At 41.7% G+C, this 24,566-nt stretch carries 29 protein-coding genes; 20 read left to right on the top strand and 9 right to left on the bottom strand.

Going from position 1 to position 24,566, the window contains the following annotated elements; genetic code table 11:
* The first annotated feature begins 119 nt into the window (after window positions 1–119).
* The 10 genes from fabZ (at window position 120) to E7T07_RS02615 (ending at window position 8,177) form a co-directional block, all read left to right on the top strand.
* On the top strand, window positions 120–572 hold the full coding sequence (gene fabZ / locus E7T07_RS02660) for a 3-hydroxyacyl-ACP dehydratase FabZ (RefSeq protein ID WP_167874920.1): 453 nt from the start codon (window positions 120–122) through the stop codon (window positions 570–572).
* A gap of 29 nt (window positions 573–601) precedes the next feature.
* A complete protein-coding gene (lpxA, locus tag E7T07_RS02655; RefSeq protein WP_135709368.1) occupies window positions 602–1,390 on the top strand; it encodes an acyl-ACP--UDP-N-acetylglucosamine O-acyltransferase in 789 nt (262 codons plus the stop codon).
* A 53-nt stretch (window positions 1,391–1,443) separates the two neighbouring features.
* Window positions 1,444–2,619 (top strand): lipid-A-disaccharide synthase, encoded by a 1,176-nt coding sequence (gene lpxB, locus E7T07_RS02650; protein WP_135709367.1) that lies wholly within the window; start codon window positions 1,444–1,446, stop codon window positions 2,617–2,619.
* A 1-nt stretch (window position 2,620) separates the two neighbouring features.
* On the top strand, window positions 2,621–3,220 hold the full coding sequence (gene rnhB / locus E7T07_RS02645) for a ribonuclease HII (RefSeq protein ID WP_135709366.1): 600 nt from the start codon (window positions 2,621–2,623) through the stop codon (window positions 3,218–3,220).
* Window positions 3,221–3,231: 11 nt separating this feature from the next.
* Window positions 3,232–5,088, top strand: a complete 1,857-nt coding sequence (locus E7T07_RS02640) for an SLC13 family permease (RefSeq protein WP_135709365.1) — start codon at window positions 3,232–3,234, stop codon at window positions 5,086–5,088.
* Between the two features lie 20 nt (window positions 5,089–5,108).
* Entirely contained in the window at window positions 5,109–5,702 is a 594-nt protein-coding gene (gene mog / locus E7T07_RS02635; RefSeq protein ID WP_135709364.1) for a molybdopterin adenylyltransferase, read from the top strand.
* 12 nt (window positions 5,703–5,714) lie between these two features.
* Window positions 5,715–6,176 carry a DMT family transporter gene (locus tag E7T07_RS02630; RefSeq protein ID WP_135709363.1) on the top strand — a complete coding sequence of 154 codons (462 nt, stop codon included), beginning with the start codon at window positions 5,715–5,717 and terminating at the stop codon, window positions 6,174–6,176.
* Window positions 6,177–6,187: 11 nt separating this feature from the next.
* Window positions 6,188–6,526 carry a nitrogen regulatory protein P-II gene (gene glnB, locus E7T07_RS02625; protein ID WP_135709362.1) on the top strand — a complete coding sequence of 113 codons (339 nt, stop codon included), beginning with the start codon at window positions 6,188–6,190 and terminating at the stop codon, window positions 6,524–6,526.
* A 24-nt stretch (window positions 6,527–6,550) separates the two neighbouring features.
* On the top strand, window positions 6,551–6,925 hold the full coding sequence (locus E7T07_RS02620) for a cytochrome b562 (protein WP_167874919.1): 375 nt from the start codon (window positions 6,551–6,553) through the stop codon (window positions 6,923–6,925).
* Between the two features lie 193 nt (window positions 6,926–7,118).
* Window positions 7,119–8,177: an AI-2E family transporter gene (locus E7T07_RS02615; RefSeq protein ID WP_135709360.1), complete on the top strand. Its 1,059-nt coding sequence runs from the start codon at window positions 7,119–7,121 to the stop codon at window positions 8,175–8,177.
* Between the two features lie 218 nt (window positions 8,178–8,395).
* Here E7T07_RS02615 and dsbB read toward each other — a convergent pair whose 3' ends face one another.
* Together dsbB and nhaB are read right to left on the bottom strand one after the other, a co-directional pair.
* Window positions 8,396–8,929 carry a disulfide bond formation protein DsbB gene (dsbB, locus tag E7T07_RS02610; protein WP_135709359.1) on the bottom strand — a complete coding sequence of 178 codons (534 nt, stop codon included), beginning with the start codon at window positions 8,927–8,929 and terminating at the stop codon, window positions 8,396–8,398.
* Between the two features lie 17 nt (window positions 8,930–8,946).
* A complete protein-coding gene (gene nhaB / locus E7T07_RS02605; RefSeq protein WP_135709358.1) occupies window positions 8,947–10,515 on the bottom strand; it encodes a Na(+)/H(+) antiporter NhaB in 1,569 nt (522 codons plus the stop codon).
* 135 nt (window positions 10,516–10,650) lie between these two features.
* On the opposite strand from nhaB, the gene fadR reads away from it, so the two are divergent.
* Entirely contained in the window at window positions 10,651–11,388 is a 738-nt protein-coding gene (gene fadR, locus E7T07_RS02600) for a fatty acid metabolism transcriptional regulator FadR (protein WP_135709357.1), read from the top strand.
* 193 nt (window positions 11,389–11,581) lie between these two features.
* Here the strand turns inward: fadR and folB are convergent, their stop codons facing one another.
* On the bottom strand, window positions 11,582–11,938 hold the full coding sequence (gene folB, locus E7T07_RS02595; RefSeq protein ID WP_135709356.1) for a dihydroneopterin aldolase: 357 nt from the start codon (window positions 11,936–11,938) through the stop codon (window positions 11,582–11,584).
* A gap of 83 nt (window positions 11,939–12,021) precedes the next feature.
* On the opposite strand from folB, the gene plsY reads away from it, so the two are divergent.
* The 9 genes from plsY (at window position 12,022) to fis (ending at window position 19,451) form a co-directional block, all read left to right on the top strand.
* The gene (gene plsY / locus E7T07_RS02590; RefSeq protein ID WP_135709355.1) at window positions 12,022–12,618 is read left to right on the top strand and encodes a glycerol-3-phosphate 1-O-acyltransferase PlsY; all 597 of its coding nucleotides are present in this window, start codon (window positions 12,022–12,024) and stop codon (window positions 12,616–12,618) included.
* Window positions 12,619–12,694: 76 nt separating this feature from the next.
* A complete protein-coding gene (aroQ, locus tag E7T07_RS02585) occupies window positions 12,695–13,147 on the top strand; it encodes a type II 3-dehydroquinate dehydratase (RefSeq protein ID WP_135709354.1) in 453 nt (150 codons plus the stop codon).
* Between the two features lie 172 nt (window positions 13,148–13,319).
* Window positions 13,320–13,787, top strand: a complete 468-nt coding sequence (accB, locus tag E7T07_RS02580) for an acetyl-CoA carboxylase biotin carboxyl carrier protein (protein ID WP_135709406.1) — start codon at window positions 13,320–13,322, stop codon at window positions 13,785–13,787.
* 70 nt (window positions 13,788–13,857) lie between these two features.
* Window positions 13,858–15,201, top strand: a complete 1,344-nt coding sequence (gene accC, locus E7T07_RS02575; RefSeq protein ID WP_135709353.1) for an acetyl-CoA carboxylase biotin carboxylase subunit — start codon at window positions 13,858–13,860, stop codon at window positions 15,199–15,201.
* Between the two features lie 76 nt (window positions 15,202–15,277).
* Window positions 15,278–15,571: a YhdT family protein gene (locus tag E7T07_RS02570; protein WP_135709352.1), complete on the top strand. Its 294-nt coding sequence runs from the start codon at window positions 15,278–15,280 to the stop codon at window positions 15,569–15,571.
* Window positions 15,568–17,052, top strand: coding sequence for a sodium/pantothenate symporter (panF, locus tag E7T07_RS02565; RefSeq protein ID WP_135709351.1), 1,485 nt, complete (start codon window positions 15,568–15,570; stop codon window positions 17,050–17,052). Before E7T07_RS02570 ends, panF begins: the two co-directional genes overlap by 4 nt.
* Before the next feature lie 68 nt (window positions 17,053–17,120).
* Window positions 17,121–18,002 (top strand): 50S ribosomal protein L11 methyltransferase, encoded by an 882-nt coding sequence (gene prmA, locus E7T07_RS02560; protein ID WP_135709350.1) that lies wholly within the window; start codon window positions 17,121–17,123, stop codon window positions 18,000–18,002.
* 170 nt (window positions 18,003–18,172) lie between these two features.
* Window positions 18,173–19,156: a tRNA dihydrouridine synthase DusB gene (gene dusB, locus E7T07_RS02555; protein WP_135709349.1), complete on the top strand. Its 984-nt coding sequence runs from the start codon at window positions 18,173–18,175 to the stop codon at window positions 19,154–19,156.
* Window positions 19,149–19,451: a DNA-binding transcriptional regulator Fis gene (fis, locus tag E7T07_RS02550; RefSeq protein WP_135709348.1), complete on the top strand. Its 303-nt coding sequence runs from the start codon at window positions 19,149–19,151 to the stop codon at window positions 19,449–19,451. Before dusB ends, fis begins: the two co-directional genes overlap by 8 nt.
* 61 nt (window positions 19,452–19,512) lie before the next feature.
* Here fis and menC read toward each other — a convergent pair whose 3' ends face one another.
* The 6 genes from menC to E7T07_RS02520 form a co-directional block, all read right to left on the bottom strand.
* Window positions 19,513–20,499 carry an o-succinylbenzoate synthase gene (gene menC / locus E7T07_RS02545; protein ID WP_135709347.1) on the bottom strand — a complete coding sequence of 329 codons (987 nt, stop codon included), beginning with the start codon at window positions 20,497–20,499 and terminating at the stop codon, window positions 19,513–19,515.
* Between the two features lie 2 nt (window positions 20,500–20,501).
* Window positions 20,502–20,816: a nucleotidyltransferase domain-containing protein gene (locus E7T07_RS02540; RefSeq protein ID WP_135709346.1), complete on the bottom strand. Its 315-nt coding sequence runs from the start codon at window positions 20,814–20,816 to the stop codon at window positions 20,502–20,504.
* Window positions 20,798–21,217: an HI0074 family nucleotidyltransferase substrate-binding subunit gene (locus E7T07_RS02535; protein WP_135709345.1), complete on the bottom strand. Its 420-nt coding sequence runs from the start codon at window positions 21,215–21,217 to the stop codon at window positions 20,798–20,800. Before E7T07_RS02535 ends, E7T07_RS02540 begins: the two co-directional genes overlap by 19 nt.
* A 57-nt stretch (window positions 21,218–21,274) precedes the next feature.
* Window positions 21,275–22,132: a 1,4-dihydroxy-2-naphthoyl-CoA synthase gene (menB, locus tag E7T07_RS02530; protein ID WP_135709344.1), complete on the bottom strand. Its 858-nt coding sequence runs from the start codon at window positions 22,130–22,132 to the stop codon at window positions 21,275–21,277.
* Between the two features lie 89 nt (window positions 22,133–22,221).
* The gene (menH, locus tag E7T07_RS02525; protein WP_246046095.1) at window positions 22,222–22,947 is read right to left on the bottom strand and encodes a 2-succinyl-6-hydroxy-2,4-cyclohexadiene-1-carboxylate synthase; all 726 of its coding nucleotides are present in this window, start codon (window positions 22,945–22,947) and stop codon (window positions 22,222–22,224) included.
* Entirely contained in the window at window positions 22,947–24,533 is a 1,587-nt protein-coding gene (locus E7T07_RS02520; protein WP_246046088.1) for a phosphoethanolamine transferase, read from the bottom strand. The genes menH and E7T07_RS02520 overlap by 1 nt, the downstream gene beginning before the upstream one ends.
* Window positions 24,534–24,566 lie beyond the last annotated feature (33 nt).

Genomic DNA, 24,566 nt, shown 5'->3' with positions numbered 1-24,566 from the left:
TTAATCAATATCACTTTTTTCAAAAGATAAATACGCCGACTTTTCCCCACTACTAATTCCCTATAAAATAACGTATAATTTCACTCATCTAGCGAAAACATTTCTCAAAGGACAAGACTGTGACAACTGAAACCAGAACACCTCGAATTATTGAAGCAAAAGAAATTATGACCTTATTACCACATCGTTATCCATTTCTATTAGTGGATCGTGTTGTGGATTTCCAAGAAGGCGAATGGTTGACTGCCATTAAAAATATCAGTGTAAATGAACCTTGTTTTACAGGGCATTTTCCGGGTGAACCTATTTTGCCCGGTGTGTTAATCTTAGAAGCCTTAGCCCAATCAATGGGGATTTTGGCGTTCAAAACCCATGAACTTCAAGGCGGTGAGTTATTCTATTTTGCAGGGATTGATGATGCACGTTTTAAACGTCCGGTATTACCCGGTGATCAAATGGAATTGCACGTTGAAGTGGTCAAAGAACGCCGTGGCATTACATCTTTCACCGGCGTCGCTCGCGTGAACGGTGAAGTGGCTTGTGAAGCCAAATTAATGTGCGCACGTAGATAACAGTTTAGTACAAGGAAAAGGGGCAAAATATGATTCACCCTACAGCAAAAATTCATCCTTCTTCTATTGTTGAAGAAGGCGCAAAAATTGGCGAAAACGTGGTTATCGGCCCATTTTGTATCGTTGAAAAAGATGTGGAAATTGGCAAAGGCACCGTTTTACATTCGCACGTTGTAGTTCGTGGCGTAACAAAAATTGGTGAAGATAACCAAATTTTCCAAGGCGCAAGCATTGGCGAAGTTAACCAAGATTTAAAATATCAAGGTGAGCCGACAAAAACCATTGTAGGCGATCGCAACCGAATTCGCGAAAATGTGACTATTCACCGTGGAACGGTTCAAGGTGGGGGCGTAACCCGTGTGGGTGACGATAACTTATTTATGGTTAACGCCCATATTGCCCACGATTGTAAAATTAAAAATCGTTGTATTCTTGCCAATAATGCTACCTTGGCAGGACACGTAGAATTAGATGATTTTGTGATTGTAGGCGGCATGTCAGCCATTCATCAATTTGTAATTGTTGGCGCGCACGTTATGTTGGGCGGCGGTTCAATGGTAAGCCAAGATGTGCCGCCTTATGTTATGGCGCAAGGTAATCACGCGCGTCCCTTTGGTGTGAATATCGAAGGCTTAAAACGTCGTGGTTTTGATAAGCCAACACTGCATGCGATTCGTAATGTGTATAAACTCATTTATCGTAGCGAGCGAACTCTTGAAGACGTCATGCCGGAAATTGAGCATTATGCGAAAACAGAAGCGGCAATTAGCTTCTTCTTGGAATTCTTTAAACGTTCAACTCGCGGAATTATTCGTTAATTTCATCCGTAGTGGGCGGACCAACGTGTCCGCCTATTTTTTTAGGAATTTGTATGCAAAACCTAACTAAAACCAATCCAACTATTGCGCTTGTGGCAGGCGAAGTGTCCGGGGATATTTTGGGTGCCGGTTTAATCCGTGAACTCAAAGTCATATATCCGAATGCGAAATTTATCGGCATTGCGGGTCAGCAAATGTTGCGCGAAGGCTGTGAAACTTTAGTGGATATGGAAGAAATCGCCGTCATGGGATTGGTGGAAGTGGTGAAACATTTGCCCCGCTTGTTAAAAATTCGCCGTCATATTGTGCAATATTTTTCTCAGCATAAGCCGGATATTTTTATCGGTATTGATGCGCCTGATTTTAATCTTTATGTGGAAGAAAAACTCAAGGCACAGGGGATTAAAACGATTCATTACGTCAGTCCAAGTGTGTGGGCATGGCGACAAAATCGGATTCACAAAATTGCGCGAGCAACCAATATGGTGCTGGCATTTCTGCCTTTTGAAAAAGCTTTTTATGACCGATTTAATGTACCTTGCCGTTTTATTGGTCATACGATGGCTGATGCTATTCCGTTGCATCCTAATCGACAAGCCGCTTGTCAAGCATTGAATTTAGATGAAAATCAACGCTATGTGGCTATTTTAGTGGGCAGTCGTGGTGCCGAAGTAGACATGTTAACGGAGCCATTTCTTAAAACCGCGCTGATCTTAAAAGCCAAATACCCGGATATAAAATTTTTAGTGCCGTTAATTAATCAAAAACGCCGTCACCAATTTGAACAAGTTCGGGCGCAAATTGCACCGCACTTTTCTGATGACACTTTGATTTTGTTAGACGGAAATGCGCGTCAGGCAATGATGGTGGCGGAAGCTACATTATTGGCATCCGGAACGGCGGCATTAGAATGTATGCTTTGTAAATCGCCAATGGTAGTTGGTTATAAAATGAAACCCTTGACATATTGGTTGGCGAAACGTTTGGTGAAAACCCCTTATGTGTCTTTGCCTAATTTATTGGCAAATGAAATGTTAGTGTCTGAAATGTTACAAGAAGAATGTACGCCGGAAAAATTGGCGGAGAAATTAGATAGCTATTTAGGCGAAAGCGCGGTGGAAAATCGTCGTGTTTTAATTGAACGTTTTACTGCGTTACACGAACTTGTGCGTAAGAATGCCGATAAACAAGCGGCACAGGCTGTAGTAGATTTGCTCACTGAGAAATAAAATGACAGAAAAATTTGAATATCCGGAAGGTTATGAACTGATTGCCGGTGTAGATGAAGTGGGGCGTGGTCCACTTGTAGGAGCGGTAGTCACTGCAGCCGTCATTTTAGATCCGAAGAATCCGATAGAAGGATTGGCGGATAGTAAAAAACTGAGCGAAAAGAAACGCTTGGCTCTAGCTGCTGAAATTAAAGAGAAAGCCTTAGCTTGGAGTTTGGGGCGTGCTGAACCTGAAGAAATTGATGAGTTGAATATTTTGCACGCCACGATGTTGGCGATGCAACGTGCGGTAAAATCACTGAAGATTCAACCGCACTTTGTGTTAGTAGATGGTAATCGTATTCCTTTATTGGATATGCCGGCCCAAGCTGTGGTTAAAGGTGATAGTAAAGTGGCAGAAATTAGTGCCGCGTCCATTTTGGCTAAAGTAGCTCGTGATCAAGAAATGGAAGCACTGGATCGGGAATTTCCACAATATGAATTTGCTAAACACAAAGGCTATCCAACGAAAGTACATTTAGAAAAATTAGTCGAATTTGGGGCATTACCACAACACCGCCGTAGCTTTGCCCCTGTGAGAAAGTGTTTACAAGATAAATAAAAGGACAAATTATGCATGACGCAATACTTTCATTCTTATCTTCACCTTTGGTGATGACCGTGGCGTTATTAGGCGCGGCGATTTTTTTATTTGTGCAAAATAAAGTCAGAATGGATGTGATTGCATTATTGGTCATGCTGTTTTTTTGTTTGACAGGGATTTTGTCTGTACAAGAAGTATTTGCAGGTTTTAGTGATCCCAATGTGATTTTGATTGCCTTGTTATTTATTGTGGGGGAAGGGTTGGTACGCACCGGGGTGGCTTATCAGGTGAGTGAATGGTTGATGAAGGCCGCCAATAATAGCGAAACGAAAGTATTGATTTTACTGATGCTTGCAGTGGCCGGGTTGGGAGCATTTATGAGTTCCACGGGCGTGGTGGCCATTTTTATTCCGGTGGTGTTAGTGATTTGCCAACAAATGAAGATTTCGCCGAAACGTTTAATGATGCCGCTTTCTGTGGCAGGATTAATTAGTGGGATGATGACTTTAATTGCCACAGCCCCTAACTTGGTGGTGAATGCTGAATTGGTCCGTGTTCATGCCGGGCGATTTAGCTTTTTCTCTTTTACGCCCATCGGTTTATTAGTGCTGGCTTTTGGAATTGTTTATATGTTGGTGGCGCGCCGTTGGTTATCTTCTTCTGATGAAAAAAATATGGAAACCGTAGACCGCCATTCCATTGAGGATTTAATTGAAAGTTATCACTTACATGATCGCATTAAGCGTTTTGTGGTTAAAACCGGCTCTAGTTTTATTGGCAAGCCGGTAGAAGAATTACATTTACGTTCCAATTACGGTTTAAATATTTTGGCTATTGAGCGTTGGAAGCGTTTTCGTCCGGTATTTCTTGCCGCTTCACTCGGTAAAACGGAAATTAAAGAAAAAGATATTTTGGTAATTGATATCGCTAACCCTGATTTAGACTTGAATGAACTTTGTCGCCTATTGAATTTAGAACAAGCAGAAATTCGTAGCCAAAACTTTAATGAGCAAGCCAAATCCATTGGTATGGCGGAAATTACCCCTATTCCTGAGGCGAGCGCGATAGGAAAAAGTGCGGTGGAATTGCGCTTTAGATCGCGTTATGGATTGAATATTATTGGGATTAAACGTAATGGCGAATTGTTGCAAGGTAATTTAGTGGAAGAGCCGTTTCAATTGGGCGATATGTTGTTGGTAGTAGGGGATTGGAAGCTAATCCAACAACTACGTGAAGCAACGAAATCCTTCTTTATTTTAAATTACCCGAGCGAGATTGATAAAGCCGTGCCTGCACGTAGCCAAGCGTGGCATGCGATTTTTTCCATTGTCACCATGGTGGTGTTGATGGTGACAGGCATTGTTCCCAACGTTATCGCCGCGCTTATTGCTTGTTTAATGTTAGGGAAATTCCGCTGTGTTGACGCCAAAAGTGCCTATGGCAGTGTGCATTGGGCAACGTTAATTTTGATTATTGGCATGATGCCGTTTTCTATTGCGCTACAAAAAACAGGTGGTGTGAATTTGGTGGTGGATTTTATGATTCACACCGTGGGTACAATGGGTAAACATTGGATGTTAATCAGTTTATTTGTTTTGTGTGCAGTGGTGGGGTTGTTTATTTCCAATACTGCCACAGCCATTTTGATGGCGCCTATTGCCATTACCATGGCACAACAATTAGGATTATCGCCTGTGCCTTTTGCTATGACGGTAGCCATTGCTTCATCTGCGGCTTTTATGACCCCGATTTCATCGCCGGTGAATACCATGGTGTTAGGGCCGGGTAACTATCAATTTAGTGATTTCGTTAAAATTGGTGTGCCGTTTACGATTTTGGTGATGTTGGTAACGGTGTTTGTTGTACCGCTTTTATTTCCATTTTAATGCATAAAACAAGGAAAAATATGACCGCACTTTTAGAGAAAAAATTAAAAATCGGCTTGGTTTCAGTGTCAGATCGCGCTTCAAGCGGTGTTTATGCCGACCAAGGTATCCCTGAATTACAGGCGTGGTTGGAAAGCGCGCTGGTGGATGAGTTTGATGTAGAAACCCGATTAATCCCCGATGAACAAGCTGAGATTGAGCAAACTTTAGTGGATTTGGTGGATAATTGCCAATGCCATTTAGTGTTAACGACAGGCGGTACAGGACCTGCCAAACGTGACGTAACCCCTGATGCCACATTAGCCATAGCCGATCGCGAAATGCCGGGTTTTGGCGAGCAAATGCGCCAAGTGAGTTTGCATTTTGTGCCAACGGCAATTTTGTCGCGCCAAGTGGGGGTTATTCGTAAAAATAGCTTAATTCTAAATTTACCGGGGCAACCTAAAGCTATTAAAGAAACCTTAGAAGGGGTGAAAGATGGGGACGGTAAGGTGTTGGTGAAAGGGATTTTTGCGGCAGTGCCTTATTGCTTGCAACTTATTGACGGTATTTACATTGATACCAAACCTGAAGTGATTGAAAGTTTTAGACCGAAATCAGCTCGCCGAGCATAAGAAGGAGGGGCTATGACGCTCTCTTTTGTGATTATTGCGCTTTGTGCAGGCTTTGCCCTGGCGATACAAGCGGCAATCAATAGCCAGCTTGCAGGGGCGTTGATTGGACAACCTGTTGTGGCAGCATTTATTTCCTTTTTAACAGGAACTATTGTGTTGCTTGTAATTTGTTGGTGGAAAGCGGATCTGGCTATCGCTTGGCAACATATCCCGAAGCAACCTTGGTGGAAATTAATTGGCGGCCCCCTTGGCGCGTTGGTGGTGTTTACGACCATCTTTCTCGCCCCCAAAATTGGCGTTACCAATATGCTGTTTTTTATTATCGTGGGGCAATTGATTGCGGCAATGTTGATTGATCACTTTGGGCTGCTTGGCATGAATGAACGCCCAATGCAAATTTGGCAAATTATCGGTTTGTTGGTGATTGCCTTGGGATTAACGATTTTCTTTTTTGGTAAGAAATTATTTGGATAAAAGGATAAAAAATGAAAAAAATTGAAGCCATTATTAAACCATTTAAATTAGATGATGTGCGTGAAGCTTTGTCTGATATTGGGATTAACGGGATGACTGTCACCGAAGTACGCGGCTTTGGTCGCCAAAAAGGGCATACGGAACTGTACCGTGGTGCGGAATATATGGTGGACTTTTTGCCTAAAGTGAAGGTGGAAATTATTGTGGCAGATGACATTGTTGAGCAATGTTTGGAAGCCATTATTGAAACGGCACAAACGGGCAAAATTGGGGATGGCAAAATTTTTGTGTACGATGTGGAACGCGTGATCCGTATTCGTACCGGTGAAGAAAACGAAGAAGCAATTTAACTTAGATTTTTATAGGAAATGAGTATGAAGAAATTTTGGACGTTATTTAGTATTGTTACTTTGGCATTTGTGGCAGCTTGCGATAATGGCTCAAATGTTAAAGCCGAGATGGGGCAAATGTCGTTGGCGGTGAATAAATTAACGGATGCGAAAACCGCGGAAGAATTTCATCAGGCAGCGATGATGTTACGTGATGCTTCTTTACAAGCCATGGCTAAACAACCTTCAAGCATTAAAAATGCAGAAGATTTCAAAGGTTATCAAGCCGGTATGCAACAATTTATCGATGCCCTTGATCAAGCGGATGCGTTAGCGCAACAAGGGGATTTAGATGAAGCCAAACGCGCAACGCAACGCTTGTTTGAATTAAAGAAAGAATTTCATGTGAAATATAAATAACCAAAAGGTCAGATGGCGAATAAAGTTCATCTTTGAGAAAAACCTAGCACGCGCCGTGCTAGGTTTATTAAGCCCAGCCCCGCCGGGGCTGAAAGAAAGAGCCGCAGAGCGGCTCAGATTAAGTAACCCTATACGGCTCGTATAGGGGAAAACAGTTTGAACTGAAAGCGCGGTTAAAATTTACTGAGTTTTTATGAATACAGAAAAATCTCTTGTTCCTTATTTCTTAGGAGCGGCAAGTCTGGTGGTTATTTTAGGCGGGGTAAAGCTATCCGCAGAAATTATCGTGCCTTTTTTGTTGTCCTTGTTCATTGCGATTATTTGTTCACCCATGATTAAATTCATGACAAATCATCGTATTCCCCATTGGTTAGCGATTTCCTTGTTATTTACGCTGATTCTGTTGATCTTTTTTTCTTTGATTAGCTTGATTAATGGCACGGTGCAAGAATTTACGCAGTCAATGCCGCAATATAAGCTGTTGATGGCGGAGCGTTTAAATGATGTGAAAGCCTTGGCGGAGCGGTTTAAGATTCCCTTTAATATTGATTCCGGCAAAATGGCCAAGCAGTTTGACCCCAATATTATTATGAATTTTGTGAGTAGTTTATTGGTGAACTTCTCGAATGTAGTGTCGAATGCCTTTGTGTTAATTTTAGTGGTGATCTTTATGTTATCGGAAGCACCAACCGCTAAACGAAAATTTGCCGTTGCGTTTTCAAAAAATAATAACGAAGAGAATGTGTCAGAACGTTATTTAGATCGCGTATTGCAAGGCGTTATCGGTTATCTTGCAGTGAAAACCACGGTGAGCCTATTAACGGGTTTTTTAGTTTGGGTGTTGCTCGAAATTGCCGGGGTTCAGTACGCTGTACTTTGGGCAACATTGAGTTTCTTATTTAACTATATCCCGAATATCGGCTCAATTTTGGCAGCCATTCCAATTATTGTGCAGTCGTTTTTGCTCAATGGTTTTTCGGTCGGGTTTGCTGTTGCAATAGGCGTGATCGCCATTAATATGGTGGTTGGTAATGTGTTAGAACCTAAAATGATGGGCAAAAAGTTAGGGCTTTCAACGCTCGTGGTTTTCCTTTCGCTCTTATTTTGGGGATGGTTATTGGGAACGGTCGGGATGTTGCTTTCGGTGCCATTAACCATGGCGTTAAAAATTACGTTGGAATCCAGCCCTAAAACTGCACGATATGCGGTGTTGTTAGGGGATTTACCCGAACAGGACAAGACAGCGTCATAGTTCTTATTGAGATGGAAAGTGCGGTCATATTAACCGCACTTCAGATTGCTGACAAAGTTTTTTTATTTAATATTTTTAATATGAAATGACTGTAGGGGCGAAACATCTTTCGCCCTGATTTATCATGATTATTTTGGGGCGAAAAATATTTCGCCCCTACAACATTATTAGGTTTGTCATCAGTCCAAAGTGCGGTCAATTAGACCGCACTTGTTGTTTTAGTGGAAAATATCCCGAGTTTCTTTACTTTTCTTAACTTGGCTGATAAGCACAAGGATAAGCACGAGAGTGTAGATGGAAAATGCCACAACTAACCATTGCACCATGGTTAACCCAAGCCATTGCCAACTGATTTCACTGCATAACCCGGTAGGTTTAAACATAAAAGGTAGCCATTCATGTAGCGGCAACGTTTGTGGAAATTCCGGAATAATTGGACAGGTTTTCCACGGTGCAGGGTTCATTTGCAAATCCATATGATGAATCGCAATGAGCAATCCTTTAATTGCACTGAATAAACCGAGCGCGAGAGCAATTAAGCGGATCGCGAGAAAACGTGGCGCAATAAATCCAATCAATCCGGCAAATGCAATGCCAAGAACGGCAATGCGTTCATAAATACACATGACGCAGGGCTGAAGTTCCATTCCGTGTTGGAAATAAAGTGCGGTCAATTCTAGGGCGGTTGCACTGACAAACAGCAATAACCAACCTGAACGTTCTACGGACCAATCTTTAAAAAATCGTAACATTGCATTTTCCTTAATGATTAATGACCTACCGCAACAGCTGCAGGAACATGTGGCGAACTAATTAACCCCACTTGGAATAACCATTGTGTTGCACTAGGTAAAATGAATTCCACGGCGGCTAGCCCTACCAACGTAAGAACAATGGTGTAAGGCAACGCCATAACGACCATTCTGCCATAAGATAAACGGATAAGTGGCGCAATCGCAGAAGTTAATAAGAATAAGAATGCCGCTTGTCCATTTGGTGTAGCAACCGATGGTAAGTTTGTCCCTGTATTAATGGCGACTGCAATCATCTCAAATTGTTCAGGCGAAATAGCGCCATTGGCTAAGGCACTTTTCGCTTCATTAATATAGACCGTTGCAACGAAAACGTTATCCGAAATCGCAGATAAAACACCATTAAATGCGTAGAATAATAAAAGTTGAACATTTTCCGCCGCACTTAACACGATACTGATAATGGGGGCAAATAAATGCTGGTCTATGATAACGGCAACCACAGAGAAGAAGACGACTAATAATGCCGTAAATGGCAATGATTCTTGGAAAGCATGTCCAAGAGCATGTTCATCGGTAATACCATTGTAGCTGGTGGTTAAGATAATCACCGTTAAGCCAATCAAACCTACTGCGGCTAAATGGAAAGCTAAACCGATCACGAGCCATACGCCCACAAACCCTTGTACCACTAATTTTACGCGATCTTGTTTAGTGAGTTTTTGTTCTTGGAAACGGTCAAATTTCGCTAACTCAGCCCAAACTTTACGTGGTAGTCTTTCGCCGTAGCCAAATAAACGGAGTTTTTCCACGGTGACAGTGGTTAAAACGCCACAGATTAAGACGGGGAGAGTAACAGGTGCCATACGGAAGAAAAATTCTTTAAATCCCCAACCTGCTTGTTCCGCGATGATTAAGTTTTGTGGTTCTCCCACCATGGTCATTACACCACCTAATGCCGTTCCTACGGCGGCATGCATTAATAGGCTACGCAAGAATGCGCGGAAATTTTCTAAAATATCCACATGTTTGGTGATTTTGTTATCATTGGTAATATCGGTCGAATCTTCAAAAGAAACCCCTGATGCCACTTTGTGATAAACCCCATAGAACCCCATGCCAACGCTAATGATTACAGCGATAACGGTCAGTGCATCTAAAAAGGCAGATAAAAACGCCGCACTTAAGCAGAAAGCAAGAGATAGGGTGATTTTAGAATGGATTCGGAGAAGAAGTTTGGTGAACGCATAAAGCAATAATTGCTTCATAAAGTAAATACCCGCCACCATAAACATTAACAGTAAAATGACTTCAAAGTTTGCCATAATTTCTGCTTTAACATGTTCAGGGCTTGTCATACCGATGGTGACCGCTTCTAAAGCGAGCATACCGCCGGGTTGCAATGGATAGCATTTTAACGCCATAGCAAGAGTGAAAATAAATTCAGCCACCAATAACCAACCGGCTACAAAGGGGTTAATCCAGAATACAACAGGATTTATTAATAGGAAGGCGACAATGGTAACTTTATACCAATTTGGGCTTTTGCCCATAAAGTTATTCATAAATGCTTGTATGTACTGCATATAAATTTTTGTCCTTTGGCAAAAAACACTTTCAATGCGTCCAACTTTAACGGATAATGGCGCAAATTTACAGCATAAATTATAAATTTTTTCATTTTTTTATTTTCCCATTTTATACAAGAAGAGAAATCATTAATGAGCAATCCAATCGAGCCTATTCTTAAAGCCAGGAGCCCTGCTGCGCTTGCAGAAGAATATATTATTAAAAGTATTTGGAATAACTATTTCCCTCCCGGTTCTGCTCTTCCTGCGGAACGTGAACTCGCTGAACGTATTGGTGTAACACGTACGACATTGCGAGAAGTATTGCAACGCTTATCTCGCGATGGATGGCTAACCATTCAACATGGCAAACCTACGCTGGTTAATGATGTGTGGGAAACTTCAGGACTTAATATTTTAGAAGTGTTAATCAATCTTGATAGTACACTTTCACCCATTTTAATTGCAAATGTCCTTTCTGCTCGAACGAATTTGGCGACTATTTATGTGCCGCGTGCATTTAAAATTGCCCCAACAGAGTCCTTAGCCTTATTCAAGGATTACGATAAATTACCCGATGAACCAAAGGCTTACGTAGAATTTGATTATGCCATTTTCCGTAATTTGACCTTTGTATCTAAAAATCCAATTTATGGTTTAGTGTTAAATAGCTTAAAAGGACTTTATACGCGTGTTGGAATGGTGTATTTTTCATTACCGGAAGCCCGTGCGTTAGCGGTTGATTTTTATGCAGAATTAGCCAAATTAGGCGAAGAACAGCGTTTTAATGAAATCGTAGAATGTATCCGTGAATATGGGCGAGCGAGCGGTGCGATTTATGCGAAGCTACAAGATCAACTTATCGCGGCAATGATTCAGAACAATAAATAATTTGTAGCATTATGTAGCACTCGTACAAAGCTGAAATGTCGGTTGGTGAGCCTGTCGAACCATAAGACATTTCAGCGACTGTACAAGACTCACGTTTCGACAGGCTCAACGACCGTCTTGTGTAACAGCAACCTAATATTGATAATTTGTAGTGAATAACAGGGGAGACTTAACTGTTTCCCTTTATTACTTATTAACACTTACCACGCTCAATAATGATCCCCACATTCTTCGCCTGCGCAACGGCTTTAGGTTTGCTTAACTTTAATCGAAGCCATTGAATCCCAAATTTCTCTTGCAACTGAGCGGCAACTTCATTGGCGACCCGTTCAATTAATAAAAAAGGTTTGCTTTCGACATAATGGATAATAAATTCGCTCACTTCTGCATAATTCAAGCAAAATTTCACATCATCCGTTTCCGCCGCTTTACGACTATCCCACGCCATTTCAATATCAAAAATGAGTTTCTGTTTAATTTGTTGCTCCCACTCATAAACACCAATTTGAGCAAAAGCGATAAGTTCTTCAATAAAAATACGATCTGTCATATATTTTTTATTCCTGAGAAAAAATTTGCCCTAATGCTATCAAGTTTAGGTAAAATAAACAAAAATTTATTAAGGAAGAGATTATGAGCCAATTTGCCCTTTGTTATATGCTTGCAGCCTATTTGCTTGGTTCAATTTCGAGTGCCATTTTAATTTGCCGTATGGCAGGTTTGCCTGATCCCCGTGAAAATGGCTCGGGCAACCCCGGCGCAACCAATGTGCTCCGTATTGGAGGAAGATGGGCGGCATTAGCAGTATTTGTTTTTGATGCACTAAAAGGTGCGTTGCCTGTGTGGATTGGTTATCGTCTGGGATTAACCCAATTTGAGTTGGGCATGGTGGCGTTGGGTGCTTGCCTTGGGCATATTTTCCCGATTTTCTTTAAATTTAAAGGGGGAAAAGGTGTTGCAACGGCGTTTGGTGCGATTGCCCCTATTGCTTGGGGTGTCACAGGAACCATGCTAGGCACTTGGTTGCTGGTCTTTTTGATTAGTGGTTATTCTTCATTAAGTGCGGTTGTTGCTGCTTTGCTGACGCCGCTCTATGTGTGGTATTTTCGCCCTGAATTTACGTTCCCTGTTGCCTTGGTTTGTTGTCTCTTGGTGTATCGTCATCACGGCAATATTCAACGTTTGTGGCGCGGGCAAGAAGATAAATTTTTATGGCGCAAAAAATCCTAATAGGTTGACTAATAGTGGTTTAACCACCCATGATCTATTTTCAGTTATACTACATCTCCCTAAAAATTAAGGATAAATTATGCAATCTCCACGAATTTTGCTGTTAAATGGCCCGAATTTGAATATGTTAGGGGCGCGAGAACCGAAGTATTATGGTTCTTTATCATTGGCGACAATTGAAGCCAATATGCAAGCACAGGCGGAAAAGTACGGTGTAAATTTGGATTGTTTTCAAGCGAATAGCGAAGAAAAACTGATCAATAAAATTCATGAAAGTTTTCAAAAGGTGGATTTTATTATTATTAATCCGGCGGCTTATACGCACACCAGCGTTGCGTTACGTGATGCCTTATTAGCGGTGGATATCCCGTTTGTGGAAGTGCATTTATCTAATATCCATAAACGCGAGCCATTTCGCCATCATTCTTATTTTTCTGATGTGGCTGAAGGGGTGATTTGTGGTTTGGGGGCTAAAGGTTATGACTGTGCTTTTCAATTTGCACTGGAGTATTTAGCTAAAAAAGCATAATTTTTTTAGAATTTTCACCGAAAATAGTAGAAAGTTGTCGCAAAAATTCATATTTTCGGGTAATCTTGCGTTCACAAAAAAAGAATTTATTTTGCCGTGCTTTTGATTGATAAAATCAAGCATACAAAAGCGCGGTTCGTTTTTTCATCATTTAGGAAATACAACAATGGCAATGGACATTCGTAAAATTAAAAAATTAATCGAATTAGTTGAAGAATCAGGCATTATGGAGCTTGAAATTTCAGAAGGCGAAGAATCAGTACGTATTAGCCGCGGCACAGCGGCACCAAGCTCAGTACAATATACGATTCCGGCTGCTGCACCGGTTGCAGCTCCGGCACCTGTTGCTCAAGCTGCACCGGCTGTCGCCTCAGCACCAGCGGCATCGGCATCAGATGATTTAGCCGGCCACGTTATCCGTTCGCCAATGGTGGGAACGTTCTATCGTAGCCCAAGCCCTGAAGCGAAAGCATTTGTTGAAGTGGGTCAAGCGGTTAAAGTGGGTGATGCTTTATGTATCGTTGAAGCAATGAAAATGATGAACCGTATCGAAGCAGATAAAGCGGGTGTGGTGAAAGCAATTTTAATCAACGATGGCGAAGCAGTAGAATTTGACGAACCATTAATCGTTATTGAATAATTAGCAAATTCGTAGGTGGGCAGATTTGCCCACTATTTTTATCCTATCAATTTCTAATTGGAATAATCTTATGTTAGAAAAAGTGGTTATTGCCAACCGCGGTGAAATCGCGTTGCGTATTTTGCGCGCTTGTAAAGAATTAGGCATTAAAACAGTCGCCGTTCACTCAACAGCAGATCGTGATTTAAAACACGTGTTATTAGCAGATGAAACCGTATGTATCGGTCCTGCACCATCTGTCAAAAGTTATTTAAATGTTCCGGCAATTATTGCAGCAGCAGAAGTAACAGGGGCAGATGCGATTCACCCCGGTTATGGTTTCTTGTCAGAAAATGCAGATTTTGCTGAACAAGTAGAGCGTTCCGGCTTTACTTTCATTGGTCCAACAGCAGACGTTATTCGTTTAATGGGCGATAAAGTTTCGGCGATTAACGCAATGAAAAAAGCGGGTGTACCTTGTGTACCGGGTTCTGATGGTCCATTGGGTTCAGATATGGTGAAAAATAAAGAAATCGCAAAACGTATCGGTTTCCCTGTGATTATTAAAGCTTCAGGTGGCGGCGGTGGTCGCGGTATGCGCGTTGTGCGTAATGTTGAAAGCTTAGAAGAATCTATCGCGATGACGAAAGCGGAAGCGAAAGCCGCATTTAATAACGATATGGTTTATATGGAAAAATACTTGGAAAACCCACGTCACGTGGAAATTCAAGTGATTGCAGATACTCACGGTAATGCGGTGTATTTGGCTGAACGTGATTGTTCAATGCAACGCCGTCACCAAAAAGTGGTAGAAGAAGCACCGGCACCGGGTATTTCAGAAGAAGTGCGCCGTGACATCGGTTCCCGTTGTGCGAAAGCTTGCGTAGAAATCGGCTATCGTGGCGCAGGGACATTTGAGTTCTTATACGAAAACGGTGAATTCTATTTCATTGAAATGAATACGCGTATTCAAGTTGAACACCCTGTTACTGAGATGATTACGGGCATTGACTTAGTTAAAGAACAATTGCGTGTTGCAGCAGGGCTTCCATTATCGTTCAAACAAGAAGATATTAAAGTGAAAGGCCATGCGATTGAATGTCGTATTAATGCGGAAGATCCAAAAACATTCTTACCATCACCGGGTAAAATTGCACACTTGCATGCACCGGGTGGTTTAGGTATTCGTTGGGATTCCCACGTGTATGGCGGTTATACCGTGCCACCACATTATGATTCAATGATTGCGAAATTGATTTCTTATGGTGACACCCGCGAAAGCGCGATTCGCCGTATGCAAAACGCATTGTCAGAAACCATTATTAACGGAATTAAAACCAATATTCCGTTGCATAATCTGATTTTAGAAGATGAAAATTTCCAAAAAGGTGGCACGAATATTCACTACCTTGAGAAGAAATTGGGTCTGGCATAATGTAAATAAAATGGAGCTTAGGCTCCATTTTTTGTATGCTCTTTTTCGCTAGTCATCATATTGAAAGGATAAAAGAATGACTCTCAAACAACGTTATAAACAAGCCGCCCTTGAAGCCAAATGGGCGTTGGGATTAACTGTGTTATATCTATTTGGCTGGATAGCTTGCGCTTATTTACCGGACAATAGTGCGGGCCCTTTGGGATTTCCATTGTGGTTTGAATTAGCCTGTATTTATTTGCCGGTGCTATTTTTAGTGGTTGCTTATTGGGTGATTCAAATTTTTTACCAAGACATTGATTTAGATATCGAAAATTCCCCGGAAAAACACCGCACTTTAACGCAAAATACCAAGGAGACGAGACAATGAATTTAGGCATTATTCTTCCGTTAGTCATTTACCTTGTCTTTGTGTTTGGCGCGGCATTGTATGCCTATGTCAAACGTTCAAAAGGGGATTTTTTAACAGAATATTATGTGGGCAATCGCTCGATGACAGGCTTTGTGTTAGCAATGACGACCGCATCGACCTATGCCAGTGCCAGTTCCTTTATCGGTGGCCCCGGGGCAGCCTATAAATATGGTTTAGGTTGGGTACTGCTTGCCATGATCCAAGTGCCGGCGGTGTGGTTAGCTTTGGGCGCGTTAGGGAAAAAATTCGCTCTGTTGTCTCGTGAAACCAATGCCTTAACACTCAATGATTTATTGCTTTATCGCTATAAAAATAAATATCTCGTTTGGATTGCCGGTTTTGCCTTATTAATGGCGTTTTTTGCGGCAATGATGACCCAATTTATTGGCGGCGCACGTTTACTGGAAACCACCATTGGGATTTCCTATACTCAAGCCTTATTAATTTTTGCCTTAACCGTTGGGCTTTACACCTTTATCGGCGGCTTCCGTGCCGTTGTGTTAACGGATACTATCCAAGGAACAGTGATGATTTTAGGGACAATCGTCCTGTTAATCGGGGTGATTTATGCGGCGGGTGGTGTTGAAAGTGCGGTGACAAAACTCACCGAAATTGATCCGCACTTAGTCAGTCCTTACGGCCCGAATGAAATGTTAAGCTTCCAATTTATGGCATCCTTTTGGGTGTTAGTGTGTTTTGGTGTGGTAGGACTGCCCCATACCGCAGTGCGTTGTATGGCATTCAAAGACAGCCGCGCCTTGCATCGTGGTATGCTCATTGGAACGGCAATTTTGAGCATCATTATGCTGGGAATGCATTTGGCCGGGGCATTGGGACGCGCTGTTGTACCTAATTTAACCATTCCCGACCAAGTTATTCCGAGCTTAATGTTGCAGGTTTTACCGCCACTAGTGGCAGGGATTTTTTTAGCCGCGCCTATGTCCGCTATTATGTCCACGATTGACGCACAACTGATCCAATCATCGGCTATTTTCGTTAAAGATCTTTATTTATCCGCGAAACCCGAAGCCGCGAATAATCAAAAGCGCATTAGTTGGTTATCTTCCATTATTACGTTAACTATCACGGTGCTTTTAATTTTCGCCGCACTTAACCCACCTGATATGATTATTTGGCTGAATTTATTTGCTTTTGGTGGCTTAGAAGCAGCATTTTTATGGGTGATCATTTTGGGCATTTATTGGGATAAAGCGAATGCTTATGGCGCGATCAGTTCTATGGTTGTGGGGTTGGGAATTTATATTTTCTTAACGCAAATGAAATCGGTAGATTTAACGACTTTGGTTGAACCGCTACAATATGCCATTCAAAGCATCAAATTATTTAGCCAATTTCACGAAATTGTTCCGTCATTAGTTTGGGGGCTTATTGCTTTTCTCATCGGCAACAAATTCGGCGAAGCGAAAGAGAATCTATGATAAAATTTGGTTCTCATAGAGAAAATATCACCATAGAGAAAAGATAACGAAACAAAAAAGGAAACAAAATGGCTTGGATCCAAATTCGCCTAAACAGCACAAATGAACGCGCTGAAACAATCAGCGATTTTTTAGAAGAACTTGGCTCGGTGTCAGTGACATTTATGGATAGCCAAGATACGCCGATTTTTGAACCATTGCCGGGGGAAACGCGCCTGTGGGGCAATACGGATGTCATCGCGCTATTTGATGCGGAAACAGATATGAACCCGATTTTGACCGCGCTTCAAGAAAGTCAGTTATTAGAACAAGGTTTTGCTTATAAAATCGAACAAATTGAAGATAAAGATTGGGAACGTGAATGGATGGATAATTTCCACCCAATGAAGTTTGGCAAACGCTTATGGATTTGCCCGACTTGGCGCGAAATTCCTGAACCTGATGCGGTGAATGTGATGTTAGACCCCGGATTGGCATTTGGTACAGGAACCCACCCAACCACTGCTTTATGTTTAGAATGGTTAGACAGTTTAGATTTAGAAGGCAAAACTGTAATTGATTTTGGTTGTGGCTCGGGCATTCTTGCCATTGCAGCGTTAAAACTGGGGGCAAAAAGTGCGGTGGGAATTGACATCGATCCGCAAGCGATTTTGGCGAGCCGTAATAATGCGGAAGCCAATGGCGTAGCGGATCGCCTACAGCTCTTTTTGTCTGATGATAAACCTGCGGATTTAAAAGCGGATGTGGTGGTTGCTAATATTTTAGCAGGGCCACTGAAAGAGCTTTATCCTGTCATTAGCCAGCTTCCAAAAGCGCAAGGTGATTTAGGATTATCAGGTATTTTAGCCACCCAAGCGCAATCTGTTTGTGATGCTTATGCGCAAACCTTTGAGCTTGATCCTGTGGTGGAACGTGAAGAATGGTGCCGAATTACAGGCAAATTGGCTTAATTTAGAAATGTCAACGGGATAAAAGTAAATTTTTGTAAAAATTGTTTACTTTTTGCCCTTTTCAAAATGCCGAAAAATGCGTATTATACACGCCCTTATCGGTGTCGATAGCCGAATGGTTTTAGAACTGTTCGGTTTATTTTTTTGTATGAACTTGGAGTAAACAAAGCGTGCGAATTGGTCAGTATCAACTCAAAAATCGCATTTTGTTGGCACCAATGGCTGGCATTACAGATCAACCGTTTCGTAAACTTTGTGCGCATTATGGCGCGGGGCTTACGTTTTCGGAAATGATGTCAACCAACCCACAAGTGTGGCATACAGAAAAATCAAAATTACGCTTGGCTCATCATCAAGATATCGGTATCAATGCGGTGCAAATTGCGGGCTCTGATCCGCAAGAAATGGCACAGGCGGCACAAGTTAATGTCGATTATGGTGCTGAAATTATTGACATCAATATGGGATGCCCCGCTAAAAAGGTAAATAAAAAGCTTGCAGGTTCTGCATTGCTGCAATTTCCTGATTTAGTCGCTGAAATTCTTGATGCAGTGGTTAATGCTGTTAATGTCCCTGTTACTTTAAAAATTAGAACGGGCTGGGATCGCGATAATCGTAATTGCCTTGAAATTGCGAAAATTGCAGAACAAAGCGGCATTCAGGCGCTGACAATTCATGGACGTACGAGAGCGTGCCTATATAATGGCGATGCGGAATATGACAATATCAAAGCTGTGAAAGCAGCGGTCTCTATTCCGGTTATTGCGAATGGGGATATCATTTCGGCTGAAAAAGCCAGATTTGTACTTGATTACACAGGTGCAGATGCGATTATGATCGGGCGTGGTGCATTAGGCAATCCATGGATTTTCCAATCTGTGGTGGGTCTTATTGAACAAGGCTCGACCATTTTAGAGCCAAGTTTAGCTGAAAAGTGCGGTGTGATTTTGCGCCATATTGAAGAATTACATCAATTTTATGGTGCAGAAAAAGGTTATCGCATTGCGCGTAAGCATGTAGCTTGGTATTTACAGGGAATTCAACCTAATTCCGATTTTAGACAAACTTTCAACAGCATTACAGAAGCAAAAATGCAACTTGTTGCCTTGGAAGATTTTTTTAATTTAATTTGTAATGGAAACCACAATGTTTGAACAACAACGTACTCCAGCAGCTGATGCGTTAACGGTATCGGTGCTAAATTCACAATCTCAAGTAACCAATAAGCCACTTCGTGACTCAGTAAAACAGGCTTTACGCAACTATCTTTCTCAATTAGATGGTCAAGATGTCACAGAGCTTTATGAATTAGTGTTAGCAGAAGTTGAACATCCAATGTTAGATATGGTGATGCAATATACACGCGGTAACCAAACTCGTGCGGCATTAATGCTTGGCGTAAACCGCGGTACATTACGCAAAAAATTGAAAAAATACGGTATGGGCTAATTGTTAGCTGTATTGATGAAAAAAGTGCGGTCGTTTTGACCGCATTTTGTTTTTCTAAAATTTAAATAATTTGAGTAATAAATTCGTGATTTAAATCGATCACAGGTAACTCAGACCCTTGCCATTGGCGAACAATCTGATGTTCCATTAAATTCAAAGTATCCAATCCGGGGGTGACGTTGGGGGTGTATTGAGCGGCAATACGCGCCAATTGGGTTAAACCAAAGCTACTTTCAATACTTGAACTAATCACCGCTTTTAAGCCTTGTTGATGAGCCCGTTCAATCAAACTCACACATTTTTCCAGCGAACCCACTAATGTTGGTTTAATCACAATGGCGGCTACATAAGGCTCTGCTTTCACGGCAAAATCCGCTTCACGTACCGATTCGTCCCACGCAATATGAATCCCTGTTTCTTGGGCAAATTGACGACTTTCATCACGTGTTTTGCAAGGTTCTTCCAAAAATTGAATACGCGCGCGGTGTTCGGGTTTCACGTATTTGGCAAACATCGCCGCTTTTGCCGGTGTCCAACTGCGGTTGGCATCTAAACGCAACTGCAAATCAGGAATAGCTTCCAGCAACATATCCGCAATTAAACCATCGCGGTTTGCTTCATACATGCCTACTTTAATTTTTGCCACTTTTTCCCCTTGCATTTGATCCAAGGGTTCATAAAGCTCGTCAGGATCGCCGTAGCAAAGCGGTGCCACTTGATAGTTGCCGTCTGCTTGCAATGCACCTTTTAATTCAGCCAATGCACAACTTAAACCAAAGGCAACGGAAGGATACAAACCGTCAAAAGAAAGTTTTTGATTTTCTGACCGCGCTTTATCCCAATCTTGCAACCACTGAATCGCCTGTTCTTGCGCTTGGTCTAGGGTTTCTTCACTAAATTCAGGCAACGGCGCAATTTCGCCCCAGCCTTCATTGTCCTTACATTTAATTTGCACCAACAAACCTTCGCGGCGTTTTAAAAAACGGTTGCGCAAAATTAATTGGCTGTCAACGGGAATGGAATAACGGTAAAGATGATATTCACGCATAATTAAGAGCTTTCCTTTTGGTAAAAAATTTTGCCTACACGATCAATATGAGCAATGAAATCTGGGTTTGTAAGTTGAGAATAAATAGATAAATCAAAAAGATAAGGCGAGTAAGATTCATCTAAATCTAGCCAAATAGATGATAAGATTGAACTTGTGAGCCGCTCACCTTTGAGCGTTAAATCAATATCCGAACCTTCTCGATAATTCCCCTTTGCTCTTGAACCATAAATAATCGCTTGCTCAACTTCAGGATATTTTTTTAAGATTTCGTGAATTAACGCAGTTGATTTTTCGCTTAATCCAAAGTCTGCCATAGGTTTTCAACTCGTTGTTGGAATATTAAAAGCAATGGTAAATATTGGTGGGCAATTTTATCGAATTCAGTATTAAATATACTATCATCATAAGTGTGCACCGTGATATTTCGAGTTTTGATCATCTCACCCCAAGTTTCACCATCAGTAATTAAACCTTGGTTAAAGGCTATACGAGTCGCAATGCGAGAATCTAAAATATCGATGTGACCGGCTTCAAGTAAGATATCTTTCATTAACTTCCACGCTAATTCATGTGTCATTTCAAAATCTTTAATCACAGCACGCTTTGCGATATCTATGTCATTTTCTAGGCAAAAATTAACATCTTTAACTAAATAACTTAACGCCTTTTTATAGTTTTGAAACCGCTGTTTCCAGCGAATATCTTGTTCGACCATATAACCACCTTTCAAGAGAAAAGTGCGGTCAAAAATAACCGCACTTTGTGGATAACATTAAGGATTACGGCGGAATTTGCTGAAATCAGGTTCGCGTTTTTCGTTGAACGCGTTGCGACCTTCTTGCCCCTCTTCCGTCATATAGAACAACATCGTTGCGTTACCGGCCAGTTCTTGCAAGCCGGCTTGACCGTCACAGTCCGCATTTAATGCTGCTTTTAAGCAACGTAATGCGATTGGGCTGTTTTGTAACATTTCACGACACCAACGCACGGTTTCTTTTTCTAAGTCAGCATAAGGCACAACAGTATTGACTAAGCCCATATTTAAGGCTTCTTGTGCATCGTACATACGGCATAAGAACCAAATTTCACGGGCTTTTTTCTGACCTACGATACGCGCCATATAGCTTGCGCCCCAGCCGCCGTCAAATGAACCCACTTTCGGGCCGGTTTGACCAAATTTCGCGTTATCCGCGGCAATGGTTAAGTCACACATCATATGTAACACGTGACCGCCGCCCACTGCATAACCTGCTACCATTGCCACTACAGGTTTTGGACAGGTGCGAATATCGCGTTGGAATTCTAAAACGTTTAAGTGGTGTACGCCGCTGTCGTCTTTATAACCACCGTAGTCGCCGCGAATTTTTTGGTCACCGCCTGCGCAGAACGCATATTCGCCTTCGCCGGTTAACACGATCACACCAATTTTTTCATCAAAACGTGCATCAGCAAAGGCGTGAATCATTTCTTTCACCGTTTGCGGACGGAATGCGTTGCGCACTTCCGGACGGTTAATGGTAATTTTCGCGATACCGTCTGTTGATTTGTGATAACGAATATCCGTGTAGCCTTCGCTATGGTCAACCCATTCAACCGGGGCGTATAAAAATTCTTCACTTGGATATAACATTTGAGTTTCCTATTTGAGTAAAAGTTAACTGATTAAAAAAGTGGGGTAATTATAACGGAAGTTTGGGCATAAATGTAGAATTGATTTCTCTATGCCAAAATTCCTTGCAACGCTTCCACAAAACCCTTGGGATTTTCCAAATGGGCATTGTGCCCTGCATTGGGAATAATGCGCGTATTTAATTTTTCCAACGCTGCCATTTGGCGAAATTTTTGATCTTTTTCGCCCACGAAATAATAAATCGGCAACAAACTTGACCGCACTTTATCGCCCAAATAGGGTTGTTTGGCAAGGGATGTGGCTCTCAGCATTTTTCCGATGTTTTCACCACAATTCCCCACGCGTTTTTGAATTAACGCCGCACGTTCCTGTTCGTTTAAATGGGCAAAAACAGGTTGTTGATACCAATCTTCTAATAGGTTTTCGAGCGCGGTTGAACAAAATCGATCTGCCCATTTTTCATCATTTTGCCAACGGACGGCTTTCTCGGCGTCATCCTTTAATCCGAGATTAGCCCCTTCGACAATTAAGCCTTGCAGATTGCCCTTTTCACATTGTGCTTGCAACGCATAATACAAGGCAATTCGTCCCCCCAGAGAGTAGCCGATCAGAAAATAAGGCTCATTTTTCACCGCACTTTGGATTTGCTCCGCGAGATAATTAGCACATTCTGCAAAATCGGTTACCGCCCTATTTTTTGCTGTGCCGTGGTAGGGTAAATCTAAGGCAATACAATCAAAGTGCGGGCAATTTTCGATGATTTTTTGCCAATCTTCTTGGCTGCCGAGTAAACCGTGTAAGAACACTAAATGCATTATTCCCCCTTGTTTTTGCGTGGAATCACCACGGCAGGATCATCGGGGGCATTGATCTTCTCAATTTGAGCTTTTAAGCCGTAATCGTCTTTGTCGGCTTCGTTGCTAAATAAATCCGCATCAGGATTGAGTTTGGGATTTTGAATACCGATCCATTTGGCAATCCCGTCCGTAAAGTTTAAACCTGATTTAAACACGCGATAAACATGGCGTTCGCGATCATCACTGGAAATTTTAAACAACGGAATATCAAAATGACGCTTACTTTTACCTGCGCTATTGTGAATTTCGATACTGGTTTCCGTTTCATGTTGCGCTAAGCCGTGGTCAGAAAAATAGATCATCGAAAAAGTGCGGTGAGATTTTTCGTTGTTTTTGACCAACGCTTCATAAACGCGTTTGAGCACTTCGTCCGTTTTTTTCATGGATGAAGCATAGCAATTGACATTGTAGTATTTTTCCTCAATATCATAATCGCTATAGAGCTTTTCATAATCACTGAGACGATCGCAAGTAATGGGATGTGAACCATACAAATGCAGCACGATAAAACGTTTGCCTTGCGCAGGTTGTTCGATAACTTGGGCAAATTTGGGCAGTAAGTCAAAATCGCTGGTATTGGTATTTAAGCTATCCCCTGATTTTAAAAAGATTTTTTCATCGCTTTTGTTCGCAATGGCTGAAATTGGCGTATCAAATTGCCCTAAATAGCCTTGGTTTGAAATCCAAATGGTTTTTAGACCCGCAGATTTGATTAAGTCGATGAAATTTAAAGCATAATTGCCTTCCCAAGTTTGTGTATCGGGTTTGGTTAACATTAACTTAAGAGACGCTATGGTATTGGTGCCGCCAGCGGTAAATCCGTCAATTAATATGCCATTAGCCGTTGACATAAATGGGGTATTTTCCACAGGGTAACCATAAGCATGATGGTAATCTTTTCGTGCACTTTCGCCGATGATCAAAACATAATCATCATATTTTGCTCCCGAAATCGTTGAATTTCCCCATTGGCTTTGAATGGACATGCCATTTAGCCGAGCCAGTTCATCTTTGACTTTGATTGTTGCCGTGTAGGTTTCCGTAATAAATTTTAACGGGCCCGCGCTCCATAGCAGAAAAATAGTCACTACCGCGAGAAAGAGTTTATTTTTGTAAAAATGAATGTGAAATGTTTGGGTAAGCGAACGGAATTGCCAAATGCAAAATAAAATCCCTATAGGATATAAGAAATTGAGCAATGGAAGTTGCGAGAAAAATTCTTTGCTTTCAAGAAGATCCGTAGCAAATATCGATGCAACATATTGGTAAGACGGTGCACCAAAGGTTAATCCCACCGGTGAATAAAGGGCGTGCAGTAAAACAAAAGGAAATGCCACAAACCAAAATATTTTTTTCGATGCGCTTAACATAATCAATAAAACCGCCATCAATAACACGGCTTTAAGGCTGGGATGTGCATCAAAACCTGAGCCGATAATCATTAATCGAGCGGCAAAAATGACTAAAATGAGCGATAAAATTGTCGCGATGACTTGTTGGGCTGTAGGATGAGAAAATAACTTATTAATCAATTTGGCAAACACGATTTTTCCTTTTGTTATTATTGCCGAAAGTGC

It is taken from the genome of Actinobacillus porcinus, assembly GCF_901764995.1.
In the GTDB taxonomy this organism is placed as follows: Bacteria; Pseudomonadota; Gammaproteobacteria; order Enterobacterales; family Pasteurellaceae; genus Exercitatus; species Exercitatus porcinus.
The sequence above is the reverse complement of the archived record's forward strand: the minus strand, read 5'-3'. Positions and strand labels throughout refer to the sequence as shown.